Raw genomic sequence first — 13,875 nt, 5'->3', positions numbered from 1 at the left:
ACTATATATGAGCATTACGATGTTGTAAATTATAAAGTTGCGTGAATAACCCGTTTAGCTTGAGTAAATCTTGTAAATTACCTTGTTCAACGACTTTTCCAGAATTTAACACAATGATTTTGTCTGCTTGTTCGATAGTGGCGAGGCGATGGGCAATTACAATGACGGTACGATTGTCACTAAGGGTATTAAGTGCTTCTTGAATTAAATGTTCGGAAATACTGTCAAGAGCATTTGTGGCTTCATCGAGAATCAAAATCTCCGGGTTGCGGACTATGGCCCGTGCTAGGGCGATGCGTTGTCTCTGGCCACCCGATAGGCGCACACCGCGATCGCCTACTTTGGTATCATATCCTTGAGGTAATTCACTAATAAATTGATGGGCATTTGCCAGCTTGGCTGCTGCGATAATTTCCGCTTCTGTTGCGTCTAAACGACCATAAGCAATATTTTCTAAAATTGTCGTACTAAACATATGCACATCTTGGCTAACAATAGCAATTTGCTCACGCCAATCATGTAAATTTAGTTCTTTGAGAGGATAGTCATCAATATAGATTTCCCCTATTTCTAAATTATAAAATCGACATATCAAGCCGATAATTGTGGATTTACCCGCACCGGAAGGCCCTACTATAGCTGTCGTTTTACCTTGAGGAATGAAAAGAGAAATATCTTGAACAGCAGGCTTGTCTGTAGCATTGTAAGCAAAGCTTACAGATTGAAAATATATGCCTTTTTGGATTTTTTTTAAACTAAAATTGCCAGAACGAATATAAGGTTTATCAGCATCATCCAAGAGAGACATAACATCATCTACTGCACTCGATAAAGTAATTAAACTTACCCGTGCAGCATCTAGTTGTTTTACCTGTGGTTGTAAGCGGTAGAGGATAAAAATAAAAGTTAACAGCCGTGGTAGAGAACTTCTATCTTGTAGTAATGTAATAACTAAAATACACACTAATAAAACTGCTGATAAAACCTCAGATATGGGGGTAACGCTGGCAGAAAGAACATCAAGTTTAAAAAATGTACTACGTACCTTTTTAGAAACTCTATCGAAACGTTCTTGCTCATAATCTTCACGCCCAAAAGCACGAATTACCTTCATTCCCGCTAACCCTTCCCACATTCTGGTTGCTAAAGCGGAATTGCTTTCGACTGCTTGTTGTCCTAAATATTTTACTCGCCTTGTCACTAGCTGAATACTAGTAGATATTAGTGCCATGAGAATAGCCACTAATACAGTTAATTGCCAAGAAAGCAATAACAACAAAATAGTGAATACGGAGATTGTGCAACAAGTAGTGATTAAGTTAACAAATGCTGATAAAGCCTGACCAGTCCGCCAAGTTTCCGAAGCCAAAGTATTCATCAGTTTACCTGATTCATTGCCTTCTAAAAAACTGTAGCTAATGCTTAAAAGCTGGTGATAAATCTTGGCGCGTAGGTCATGACCAATGCGCGAATTGAACCATGCAAATAAAATACTATTACCATATATCAACAAATTTTTAAGCAGAATACTGGCAACGATGGCAATAGCAATAATTATTAAACGGTTACTAGAAGAAACATGAACAAATATTTGATTAAGAGCAACAACTAAAAAGTTGTTGTTACCTGTCGTCAAAGCAGAATTGTCCAGACTTTGCAGCAAAGGTATAAATAAACTGATGCCTATGCCTTCAAAAAAAGAGGATAGTGTCCCTAGAATAACAATTACAGGAATTGCCCAAGGATAAAACTTTAAAATAGATAATATATTTCTATATATATTATTTTTCTTCATGTTGTTTAGTTTAAAATAGCTCTGCTATTTTTTGTAGCTTGTTGTCAAAACAAGTTAATTCTAATTTTGCCCTAAATTAGACCATCTTTGAGATAAGACAATATCATATATCTTCCAAGGTCTTGGTTCTTGATCCTGAATTTTGATTTGTGTAACATCATGCTTGTGCTGAGAATATTTAGCGTCATCACTTAACCGAGAAAAATCCAGAGAATTGTTGTTGATTATCTTCTTGCTTATTTGCATGAGCATCTGCAATATACACTTATATATACCTGTATGCCAAAGTAATATAAAATCCAACCTAACTGCTTTGTATAACCAAATTAGAGTTTGTCGATAGTCATCACATTTAAGACTTTGTAATGCTAAATAGTAGCGAAAATAACTAGCAGACCAGTTAAAAATATAAGTGGGCATTTCTGGATGTTTTCGTCGAAAGTCAAGCATCATTAAATCATAGGATTTTGCCATCGATATATATGACCTCGACATACTGCCACTAACTTGACGATAGCCCACTAAAAATTCTCGTACCACAGAGAATTGATAATATTCAGCTATTCGTAAATATATATCCCAATCTTCACATCCTTGAGCATTTTGTTTTTTTAGTTCGCTATTAAAACCACCAACTTGATCAAAACAGACGCGACGAATTAACGGCACACTAGCATTGCCAATAAAGTTGGTGTATAAGAGATGTTTATAAACATCTCCCTCTACACTATGTATGTGTGAATAATACCAAGAATTATACTTACCAATAATATTGTCATCTTCATCAATTAATGCAGTCCAAGCATATACAAATCCTACAGATGAGTCTGCATTTTCTAGGCATTGCACCTGTTTTTCTATTTTTTGAGCATACCAAATATCATCAGCATCAATCGGCGCAATGTACTCTCCTAGAGAATTATTTATTGCCAAGTTACGTGCGATCGCTACTCCTTGATTTGACTGCTTTAGTAATCTAACACGATTGTCTATCCGAGCCATAGATGCGACTATTTCAGCCGTTTTATCCTGAGAACCATCATCAACAACTAAAACTTCGATGTTTCTATAAGTTTGAGATAAAACTGACTGCAATGTTCTACCTATAAATTTTTCTGCATTATAGGCGGGGATAATAACTGAAACCAAGGGAACATTTGCTTTCATTCGCTTTGAGTATTCCTCAAAATTAACTATTACAACATGAAACATTAGAAGGTGTGATCAAGCAAAAAACACCCTTAACAAAATCATGATGAGCGAGTAAATTCAGCAGTAGTTAGTAGTTTCTAGTCACTAAAAACAAGGAATGACTTTAAAAGTCAGACTAGTTTTTATCTATGCCTTTCACCTTACCAGAATTTTGTCTGATTTTTTACGGCGATCGCCTTTAAGCCCCTGACAAAATGCTGTACCAAAGAAAAATTATGCGTGATTTATGTAACTGAATATAATTATACTTATCGTTCAATGTGTTACAAATTAAGGATATATCTGTAAACACACAGTATTTATTTAAAAAATAAAAGTCGTTTTTAATACATAAATTATTGTTATAATAAAAAAATATTCTTTAATTGAAGTAGTTATTGTTGGTTTAAGTGAATCTAAACACGTTTAAACGAAAATTTATTTTTCATCTAATTCAACCACTTTAGTTAAAAATAAAGTGGTTTCTAGATGAGAACGTAAGTTAGGTGAAATATCTTTGGTACACTTGAGACAGTCTATCAGTAACTTATTTGCATTCCAATATTGCTGTAAATCCTGTAAATCCTGTTGATTGAAATGCCAATTTAAGCCAATTTGACGAGCATTAATCATTAGACTTCTTAACTCGTCAGTCCAAGCTTGTCCATGAGCTAACCACCAATTTTTTAAACTTTCCTTACCTTGGGTAGCAGAAGGTAACTGTTGTTTTAAATATTGCAGTGAACTATGTAAAGATAAATCATCTATTAACAAATGTTTTAAATCAAGAGCTAAATTTAAGGCAGATAACCTAGCAAATAAAATATCAGCAGTCATTGTCAAACTTACAGCTAGTGCATGAGTTAAAGCTAAATCTATTGCTAATTCTATAGACAAGCCACCAGTAAACTGATGCTCTAAAGTAATAGCTAAATCTTGATTACAAGCTAAGGGATGCTCTGGGGGTAAAGCAATAGTAAAATAAAAAGCACGCACACTAGCACGCTGATAAATAGAACTTACCTGTGAAGATTTGTGTTCTACCCATTTCAAAAAATGATATAGCTTAATATTACTAACAGCTAAATAATCAATCTTTTGTTTAATTAATTTTAATAAATCATCTGCTGACTTGAGCATAGACATACTGATCAAAAATACTTGAAACCACCGATGATCGCAAAGATGAATGACAAGATGCTGCAACGTTTGACTATCAGCACGAGCAACTATTTCTCTAGCTGTAAAATACTCTTGAAATATTAAATGAGAAAAAGAGTAAATTCCTCTTGCTCTTTCAACTAACAATCCATGTTGTAGTTCAATTATTTTAATAATTTTTTTACTATCTATCTCTAAGGCATCTGCATCAGTAGTTATGTTTGATTGATTAAATAAATAATCAGTTATAATTTGTTGCAATTTGCTTCCTGTGATGAAATTATCACCTTGATAAAAACTACTCGCTGCTATTCTGCTAAGTATTTTAACTTTGTCTAACAAAGATAAGTTAGGAACAAATTGCCTATCTGGTATTCCTTTGATTTCATCCCAGCGTACAAGTAAAATATCTAATGCTTGCTTATAAATTTCAAAATTATGGCTGGAAAAATCTGTTGTTGACTGAAATAGGGAACAACAGAAAATTAATAGAAGAGGAGTTCTGCATAATTCTAAAATATATATATTTTCTAGTAAATCCAGCTTGTGCATAAATTTATTTGCCAATATTTGTGAAGTAGATGGAGAATTTTGTGCTACAGACAAAAACCATTTATTTACAAATTCAGCAATTTTTAGTTTATTAAAATCAGCAATTTCTAATTCCGTGAAACTATGAAAACTATAATCATGTAAAGCTGAACGACAACTAATAATTATTTTATTCTTATAAAACTTATTTATAAAACTACGAATTTTATTAAAAACCTTATCATAATTTTCTCCTACAATTTCATCTAAACCATCTAACAAAACTAAGGCTCTACCATGCGACAAGACTGTACTTAGCTCTGTTTCTAAAATTTCATAGTTCAGCCAATAATTATGTATATATTGAAATAAACTAAGCTGACGAGCATCCTTAACATCTTCAGCAAAGCTCTTAAGGTTGATAAAAATAGGTAAGTAGTCTGCTTGAAGGTTTCCCTGAACGCAACTTAAAGCAATTGATTGTAAAAATGTGGTTTTACCAGCACCTATTTTTCCCAATAAAATAATTTTGGTATATTTTGTAATCGCCTCTATACCCCCAATTTTTTTTTGATATTTTTCTCTGAAAGAAGCAGAAATATTATCAAAATCTAGCTTTTGTAAATCTTCAATTTTTAACCATTGTTTATGAGTAATTTCTTCGCAGACATCGATATCGACATAAATATCATGAAGATAAATAGGTCGAGCAATATCTAAAAGATGTAATATACTACATTGAGCTTGGATTCTATTCTCACAAACAGAGCGCAGCTTCTGCACCAAATGTTCAATATCAAGTGGGTTAGATTCATGACGTTCTAAAGATAAATTACCTACATCTGGCTGTTGAGAAATTTCTAAAGTGTCTAGTTCTAGCGCAGAGCAGATATCATTGAATACATGACGGTCAATAGGTTTACCAGTAAAAAATTTCCATATAGACTGGCGCGTTTCTAAACCCACTTCCGCCGCCAAATATTCTTGAGTCCATCCCTTACGTTTAAAAGCTTGCTTTGCTTTTCTAATACCCTCAGCAGATGCTTGGAGCGATCGCTTGCTCATTACAATACCAGTAAACTACTTTAGTAGTTTGCCCATTTACAGACAAAATATACAACTCAGACATCAAGTTATACAAAACTATAGTGCGATCGCAAACATCGATTGTAGATAATAGAATTTGAGTCAGCCAAATCTACATACCCAACTAGCTTAGAGCATTGCCCATAGAGCAATCTGATTTTGAGCAATGCTTAAGCTTTTACTTAAAACATAGGAAACTGTAAAGAAAGATTGCAATCAAGCTTGTGTTATAACGAGAAGCAGGAGATAAAGTCTTACTATTCCTTGCATTCAAGCTTTGAGAGTCTCCTAATCTTATGTGGCTATGGCTATATTAATATAGATTTATCTAAAAAATAAATTATTTATTATGTAAATTCTTTAAAGACAGACTCTTTACATGATAGATGAATATTTATGGTTTCTATATATAACTAGCTAAAAAGTATTCGCCTTTTCATAACGCTTAACTAAACGAAATTTGACGATTTTTTACAGCCAATAATTTCATGAGTATTTTCTATAATTTGATTACAAGGTAGCATTACTTGTACAACGGTATTTTGGTGTGGTTTGCTTATAATTTTTAACTTACCTCCATGTATTTCAGCTATACTTTTGGCAATCATTAAACCTAAGCCTGAACCTTGCTGTTCATAAAGTTTACGCTCAAATTGTTGATAAGCACCCAATTCGGCAATTTGTGCTGCTGTGATGCCGCGACCATGATCAATAAAGGATAAAGTTAATTCACCGTTAATAATCTGACTTTTAATTTGAACTATACTGCCTTTAGAAGAAAACTTAAAAGCATTGTCAAGCAACTCTTCTACAATCTTTGCTACTTTTGAAGTAGCAATATTTACTTGACATGGATACAGTTCTAATTGCAAATCTGCTTCTCTGTCTACTTTTTTGGCTTTATCTTTAATAATACCAAGTATTGTTAAATTAGGAAATGTAGTAGTTTGGCTTTGTAAAAACTCAATTTGTTCTGGGTCATTTTTAGTAATTTCTAACTCTGCATACATCAGAAATTTTTGAATCAATTCAAATAACCTTTCCCCAGATAAATAAATTGATTCTGCCATTTCCTTAATTGTAGTCGAATCAAGATTATCACTTTCTTCCATTAAAATTTGGGAAAAGCCTAATATCCCATTTAAAGGTGTCCGCATTTCATGGGGTAGAGATAAAGCAATACTATTACGTAAGTTATCTAACCTTCTTTGATTTTCATTTTTTATGATATTATTCTTCTCTAATCTACAGGCGATCGCTGCCAATAACTCTTTCCTTGTAAACGGTTTAACTATATAATCATCCGCTCCCATTTCCATTCCTTGACGGAAGTCAGTTTTATCAGACTTAGCAGTTAAAAAAATTAAAGGAATTGTTGCTGTTTCTGGACTTTGACGTAATGCTTTTAACACTCCATAACCGTCTAATTCAGGCATCATTACATCGCAGATAATCAAATTTGGGATTTCTTCTTGAGCTAATTGCACACCAAGAAGCCCATTATGCGCTTCAATTAAATTAAATCCTTCATTTTCTAATAAATCTAATATATTTTGTCTGACATTAATATCATCTTCAATGACAAGAATTTTACTCATATTAGTTTAATTAATAAAAACTATTTAATTACAATTAATTTGTAAAAATTATTTAGATTAGAACTGATGGTAATTGTTTCGCTGTCAGCATCAATTACCAATATCAGTAATCATGGCATTTGACTTAAATAAATGGTAAAAACTTAATATTTTTTACACAGACAAATGTTTGTTATTCCATAAGAAATTTTCTAACTCCACTGCTGGTAAAGAACGACTAAAGAAAAGACCTTGTACAGCATCACATTGATTTTGTTTTAAAAAATATAATTCTGATTCTGTTTCTACACCTTCAGCAATGACACGCATATTCATATTATGTGACATCTCAATTAAAGCTTTAGTAATAGCTGATTTCTGCCTATCGTTAGCCACATTATGAATAAAATATCTGTCGATTTTCAGTGTATTAACTGGTAGATTTTTCAGATAAATTAAAGAAGAGTAACCTGTACCAAAATCATCAATTGCTATTCTCACCCCTAAAGATTGCAATTCATTCATTGTAAAAATAGCATTATTTAAGTCCTGCATGATCATACTTTCAGTAAGCTCTAGCTCCAGACAACGCGGATCTAGATTATTAATTTTTAAAGCTTCAGTAATCTTTTGAATCAAATCTGGTCTGTTAAATTCAACTGCAGATAAATTTATAGAAATGGTCAAACAATTTATACCAGAATCATACCAAGCTTTAGCTTGTTGACAAACTTTAGCTATTACCCACTGACCAATAGGTACAATTAAACCCGTAGATTCTGCTAAGGGAATGAACTCTGAAGGAGAAATAGCACCTAATTCTGGACTTTGCCAACGTAAAAGGCTCTCTGTAGCAATGATTTTTCCTGAAGTGATATCAACTATGGGTTGGTATTGTATCTCAAACTCTTGAAACTTCTCTTGCTTGACCACTTTATGTAAACTCATCTCCAATAACTGTGTTTTCGGAGATGAAATTTTTAATCCAGTTTGATTGATTAAGTGCTTTTTTAAAGTAGCTTGTCTTTCTAAGCGATTCATGATCGCACTGAGTAATTCCGCCCTAGTAAATGGCTTAGTGAGATAATCATCTGCGCCCATATCCATACCTTGGCGGAAATCGGCTTTGGCAGATTTTGCTGTCAGGAAGATAAAAGGAATGGTTGCCGTTAATGGTTCTTGACGTAATGCTGATAAGACACCATAACCGTCAACTTCAGGCATCATCATATCGCACAAGACTAAATCAGGAAATTCTGATAGTGCTAAATCTATGCCAATTCGTCCATTAGCAGCAGACACAGTATCAAAATCTTCTGCTTGTAACAAATCTAAAATATTTTCCCTAACTGAATCTTCATCTTCGATAACTAAAATTTTAATCATTATTAACCTCTTTTTATATTTGATTATTTAAAGGAAGATTCACTGTAAATACTGTACCAACACCCACGGTACTTGAGACAAATATTTGACCTTTACAAATATCAATACATTTTTTAACAATTGCTAATCCTAAACCAGTACCTAATATATTGCCCACATTTTTTGCCCGATAAAATGACTCAAATAAGTGGGTAATATCTTCTGGGGGAATACCAATACCCCAATCTTGAACTTCAAAGATTGCGTAATCATCTCGACAAGAGAATTTAACTTGCACATGACCATCAAAAGCCGAATATTTCAGAGCATTAGAAATTAAGTTGCTAAGAATATGTCCTAAAAGTTTGTCATCCATGTAACATGGCATAGATTCATATTCAGTGATGAAACCAACTTGCTGATTAGTCAGGTTTAATTGAATTTCTTCTACTAGTGTGCGGCAATATGCCACAACATCAAATGATTTAGGAACAAACTCTAGTTTCCCTGCTTCTGCCTTACCAATGATTAAAATGTCATTTAACATTTCTGTCATTCGCTTCACCGCATTTTGAATACGCCGGAGGTGAGTGAGTTGTTTTTCCTCTGGCCATTTGTGGCGGTAGTGTTCTAATAACTCAGATGAAGACAGAATTGTACTCAACGGTGTCCGAAATTCGTGGGAAGTCATCGAGACAAATCGAGATTTCAGTTCACTTAATTCTTTCTCTTTCTCTAGTGCTATCTTTAAGTATTCTTCTAGTTGTTTGCGTTCTGTAATATCTACTATATGACCAACCATTTCTATGGGATTATCTATGTCATCTTGCACCACTCGTCCTTGGTCATAAATCCAATGATAGCTACCATCTTTGTGTAAAAAACGATATTCTAACTTATAGCTTTTCCGTTCCAAGACGTTAGATAGTCGATGAAAGACTGATGGTTTGTCATCTGGATGGATATGACTAGCCCAAAAACCAGGATTTTCTGTAAATTCCCTTGCTTCATAGCCAGTCATTGCGGTCACATTGTCGCTAATAAATAGTTTGGCAAATTCCCCAAAGGTTTGACTGGTATAAATCACAGCCGGGCTGGAAGTTAGTAAATATTGTAGGCGCTGTTGACTAACAAGTAGTGCTGTTTCTGTTTGTTTGCGTTCTGTAATATCCGTTTGGATGCTGATGTAGTGAGTAAGTTGACCAGCTTGGTCATAAACAGGGGAGATATTTAACTCGTTCCACAACAAACTGCCGTCTTTACGATAATTACGCAAAACTACAGTGCAAGCTTTTCCTGCCTGCATTGCAGTGCTAAGTTCCCGTAATCCTGGTTGGTCGATATCCGCACTTTGGAATATACGGAAGTTCTGCCCTATCACTTCCTCTGAAGTATAGCCAGTCATGCGCTCAAAAGCAGGGTTAACATAGATAATTGGCCCGTTGGGGGTGGTAGCATCAGCGATAATAATGCCGTTACTGCTAGCATCGATCGCCCGATCGCGTAATCGTAAGCCTTCCTCTATTTGCTGATGTTGAGTCACATCTGTATGAATACATACTATCCCCGTAATTTTACCATCACTATCTTTCAGGGCATCAGACCTGACATCAACTTTTAATAGACGACCATCGCGCGATCGCATTATCACTTCACCCCGCCAAGAATTGCCTTTAATAACAGTATCAAATATTGTTTGCCGTTCTTGAGGCTGTTGAAAAACTGTACATACTCCCCCATCCGTTTGTAGTTCCTCTAGACTATAACCGTATAATTCTTGAAAGGCTGGGTTAATATAAATACTATTATCAAAAATATCACTAAAGTGAATAGCGTCACTTGTGCTTTCCATTGCTTTGCGAAAACGTAACAAAGAATTTTCTGCTAACTTGCGATCTGTCATATCTGTAGAAATACCACAGACACCATACGTGACACCATTTTGGTCTTTCAAAGGAAATTTAATACTAAAGTAAGTATGTAAACCATCTTCTTGGTTAACAATTTCTTCCACTTCTACCGCAATACCATCGGTAAACACTTTTCTATTGTTGACTGCAAATCCATCAGCAATATCATGGGGCCAAGTTTCGTATAAACTCTTGCCTATAATTTCTGCTTGGGTCGTATGAAATAACTGTTCATACCGTCGGTTAATTAGTACAAATCTATTTTGGCTATCCATGACATAAATACACGCCGAGGAGTTATCCAAAATTGCTTGTAACTGCTGTTGAGTTTGATATAAATTTTTTTCTACTTGTTTACGAAAAGTGATATCTCGATCTATGCCTCGATAACCACAAAATTTACCTGTGGTATCAAAAACCGGCACTGCACTGCTTTCAAGAACGACTGAATAACCATCTTTATGCAGATTAAAGTTTTCTAAGCATTTTAATGGCTGTTTTGCTGCATAAATTGGGGCAACAATCATCTTGATACGCTCCACCTCTGTTGGTGTCATGAGGTCAAACGGCGTTCTGCCCAATATTTCCTCTGGTTCGTAACCTAAAATATCTCTAATTTTTGGACTGGCGTATGTATAAACCAGGTTCTCATCAACTTCCCATACCCAATCACTGCTAGCTTCCACTAAGTTACGGAACCTTTCTTCGCTATCTCTTAAGGCTTGTTCGGTACGTTTGCGATCATCTATATCAGTATTTGTCCCAAACCAATTAATAATATTGCCTTGTTGATTACGCAAGGCTACCGCACGTCCTAAATGCCAGCGATAGGCTTGGTCTTTCACCCTGAACCAGCGAAATTCAAGGTCTAGAGGTTCACCAGTAGCTACACAATGATCCCATGCTGCCAAGCAACGGGGACTGTCATCAGGATGTATCCATTGTGACCACTGCCAGCCTAGTATAGCTTCTGGTTTACAGTCAAAGTATTCTAGAGTGCGTTGGTTCACATATTCAATGTAACCGTCTGGTCGAGCTATCCACACCTGTTGAGGAATAGATTCTGCTAAGAAGCGAAAACGTTCTTCACTTTTTTCTAAAGCTTCTTGTACCAGCTTGCGTTCAGTAATATCTTCAAATGTACCAAGAATACCAACAACATTACCTTCGATATCATGGAGAGGAACTTTATTTGTTTCTAGCCAAATTTGTTGACCATCTGGTTTCAGTAAGGATTCAATGATGTGATACTCAGGCTGATTATTTTCCATCACCCTAGCATCGCATTGGCGGTAAAAGTCGGCGTTATGTCGATTGGGGAGAAAATCATAGTCGGTTTTACCGACGATATTTTCTGGATGCTCAAAACCTAAAATTTTGGCAAAGTTACGATTACAGCCCATGAAGACGGAATTGTTATCTTTCCAAAAGATACATTGGGGAATTGTATCCATAATTAACTGCAACATTTGTTGAGATTGTCGCAGTTGTTCCTGGGCAATTTGGCGATCGCTAATTTCTGCCAAAAGTTGTCTATTTGCTTCCTCCAAGGCTAGAGTACGCTCTGTAACTCGCCGTTCTAACTCTTGGTTCGCTTGTTGTAGCGCGGCTTGTGCCTGCACACGGTCGGTAATATCCATCGAAAAGCCAGTCATACGAGTGGGTTTTCCTGTTGCGTCGGTGATTACTGTACCTCTTGAGAGAAACCATTTATACTCAGATGCTTCCTCTGCGATTAGTATCCGATGCTCTACTTCTAAGAAACTACAATTGGCGATCGCATCTTCAACAGCCATCTCTACTTTTGCTCTATCATCTGCATAGATACAACTAAGAGCTTCATGATGATTTAATTGTCTAGTTGCTCCTAACTCGTCAACAAGATTGAGAAGTGATATTTGTTCATTACTCAGGTTTCGCTCCCAATATATGGTATGCGTTGCTTCTAACACCAACTTAAAGCGAGTTTTACTATGTTCTAACTGCGCAACAGCGCGTTTATGTTCATCAATATCTATACAGTAACTAATATAACCCTCAAAACTACCATCAGTAGCCACTTTGGGAACACCAGTATTTAAAAACCAATGGTATTCTCCGTTAACTCGTCGTAGCCGATATTCTACAGAGAAACACTCACGAGCATGAAAGGCAGATAAATAAATATTTAAAAACTTTTGTAAATCTTCTGGATGCAGTAATTCTGCCCAACTTTTACCTATTTCTTTTTCTAAAGTGCTGCCCGTAAATTCTAACCAATTTTCGTTAAAGAAATTACATCGAGTATCTGTGCTAGACATCCAAATTAATACAGGTTTGGTATCAGCAATACGCCAAAGACTATCTTCACTGGCTGGAGCATCATTTGTGTGAACTATTGCTGAATCTAATAAGTTTAAATGTTCCTCGGAAGTTTGTACTTGTTCTTGATAATTCAACTCAATTACTACGCCTAACCCTTGACAAATGCTTTCAGCAGTAATTATTCCCATTAACTGCTCTTGTTCATCAACCACCAACAAGCAACTTGATTGATGTTTACCTAATATAGAAATAGTTGTAGCTAGATCCTGAAACTGTGAAATATGAAAAACGCTCTCCACGGTATTCATCACTTCAGAAACTTTAGTAGTTTGCCAATCAACACCCAAGGCTACCAGCTTGACTACATCCTTTGCTGACAAATAGCCTAATACTTGAGAATTGGCAGCTACAACAATATCCGCACCTTGACTAGCCATTTGTGAAATTGCTTCTGACAAAGATGTTTCCGGCTCAACCGTCAGTGGCGAAATGTTAATAATTGAGTTTAAATATCGTAGCCAGAGATGGTGAAGGATAAATGACATAGAGCATGATTATGGTTAGCATACGATAATTCTTATCTAAAGCTAATGCTTTAAATCTCTTCTAATATTTTGATATTAAATAAATAATAAGGTCTGGGGTATAAATACTATAAATTTCCTATGAAGAAATACAACAACTTATCGTAATTCGTAATAGACTCTGTTCACCTACGATAATAGTAATTAACACCAACTTGAAAACGGAATGTAACGTAGGTATGGGAGGCTTGTATCCCCAGATTTACGGTGCGTTACGCTGGCGCGATAACACACCCTACAAAACTACAAAACGAGATTGGAAGTGATTAATTCATTTGTGTGTACACCGTATCCTTTGCAAGGAGAGGGGTAAAACAATATTGCTCAACTATTATGAGACTTGTGTATACACCACAGCCTTGCAGGGGAGA

The 13,875-nt window shown here is 35.3% G+C and carries 6 protein-coding genes; all 6 read right to left on the bottom strand.

Going from position 1 to position 13,875, the window contains the following annotated elements; genetic code table 11:
- Position 1: 1 nt before the first annotated feature.
- Positions 2–1,795 carry an ABC transporter ATP-binding protein gene (locus NSMS1_RS20905; protein ID WP_224086668.1) on the bottom strand — a complete coding sequence of 598 codons (1,794 nt, stop codon included), beginning with the start codon at positions 1,793–1,795 and terminating at the stop codon, positions 2–4.
- 60 nt (positions 1,796–1,855) lie between these two features.
- Positions 1,856–2,962: a glycosyltransferase family 2 protein gene (locus NSMS1_RS20900; protein ID WP_224086667.1), complete on the bottom strand. Its 1,107-nt coding sequence runs from the start codon at positions 2,960–2,962 to the stop codon at positions 1,856–1,858.
- A gap of 462 nt (positions 2,963–3,424) precedes the next feature.
- Positions 3,425–5,656 (bottom strand): NACHT domain-containing NTPase, encoded by a 2,232-nt coding sequence (locus NSMS1_RS20895; RefSeq protein ID WP_317986523.1) that lies wholly within the window; start codon positions 5,654–5,656, stop codon positions 3,425–3,427.
- 557 nt (positions 5,657–6,213) lie between these two features.
- Positions 6,214–7,362 carry a response regulator gene (locus NSMS1_RS20890; protein ID WP_224086665.1) on the bottom strand — a complete coding sequence of 383 codons (1,149 nt, stop codon included), beginning with the start codon at positions 7,360–7,362 and terminating at the stop codon, positions 6,214–6,216.
- Between the two features lie 153 nt (positions 7,363–7,515).
- On the bottom strand, positions 7,516–8,727 hold the full coding sequence (locus tag NSMS1_RS20885; RefSeq protein ID WP_224086664.1) for an EAL domain-containing response regulator: 1,212 nt from the start codon (positions 8,725–8,727) through the stop codon (positions 7,516–7,518).
- Between the two features lie 13 nt (positions 8,728–8,740).
- Positions 8,741–13,465, bottom strand: coding sequence for a PAS domain S-box protein (locus NSMS1_RS20880; protein WP_224086663.1), 4,725 nt, complete (start codon positions 13,463–13,465; stop codon positions 8,741–8,743).
- Between the last annotated feature and the right edge of the window lie 410 nt (positions 13,466–13,875).

The sequence above is a fragment of the Nostoc sp. MS1 genome, from assembly GCF_019976755.1.
Classification (GTDB): domain Bacteria; phylum Cyanobacteriota; class Cyanobacteriia; order Cyanobacteriales; family Nostocaceae; genus Trichormus.
This window is presented reverse-complemented; position numbering and strand designations above follow the sequence as displayed.